Genomic DNA, 536 nt, shown 5'->3' on the forward strand with positions numbered 1-536 from the left:
GAATATCAATGAACGATTTGAACACCTCGTGAAATAGCAAAAATAGCAAGGACATATATGGACGCTCTCCGAACGATAAGCCCAAATGGTCTCATCGTTTCGCGTAGCGAGACGATATTGAGGTGGTTTTTACCACTGTGTTCAGCGTTGATGCTCTGGTTTTCATTCCCCTTAAGGGAAGGTCAGTACTGACATATATCCAGGCTCGTTTCTTTGAGTAGAATGAGGTGATTTTCTCGCCTCGGCCTCTAATGAGTTCCGTACCTGAGACACTCGGGCTTGATGCCCTTGTCCCGAACAGGCTTAAGACAGGTAGGGAAAACCTTTGCTCATCAACCATGACTGACCACGGTGGGTGAAACGGCTTGCGTTATCCGCTGCCGCGCCATCTAGGGGCATGGCTTCTCGGGTAACCATGGCATGATTAATTAAGCGGGACAGGCACTTTAAGGAAAAACTAATCACACTTCTGTTAGTCACTCACTGCTACAAAGGGTGAGTTTCCAGATTACGTGCTAAGACTGGCAAAGTGACCA

The 536-nt window shown here is 47.4% G+C and carries 1 protein-coding gene; it reads right to left on the reverse strand.

Going from position 1 to position 536, the window contains the following annotated elements; all coding sequences use genetic code 11:
• Nucleotides 1-303: 303 nt before the first annotated feature.
• Nucleotides 304-480, reverse strand: a complete 177-nt coding sequence (locus C9J47_RS27210; protein ID WP_170107587.1) for a hypothetical protein — start codon at nucleotides 478-480, stop codon at nucleotides 304-306.
• Between the last annotated feature and the right edge of the window lie 56 nt (nucleotides 481-536).

The organism is Photobacterium indicum, from assembly GCF_003026215.1.
Lineage (GTDB): Bacteria > Pseudomonadota > Gammaproteobacteria > Enterobacterales > Vibrionaceae > Photobacterium > Photobacterium indicum.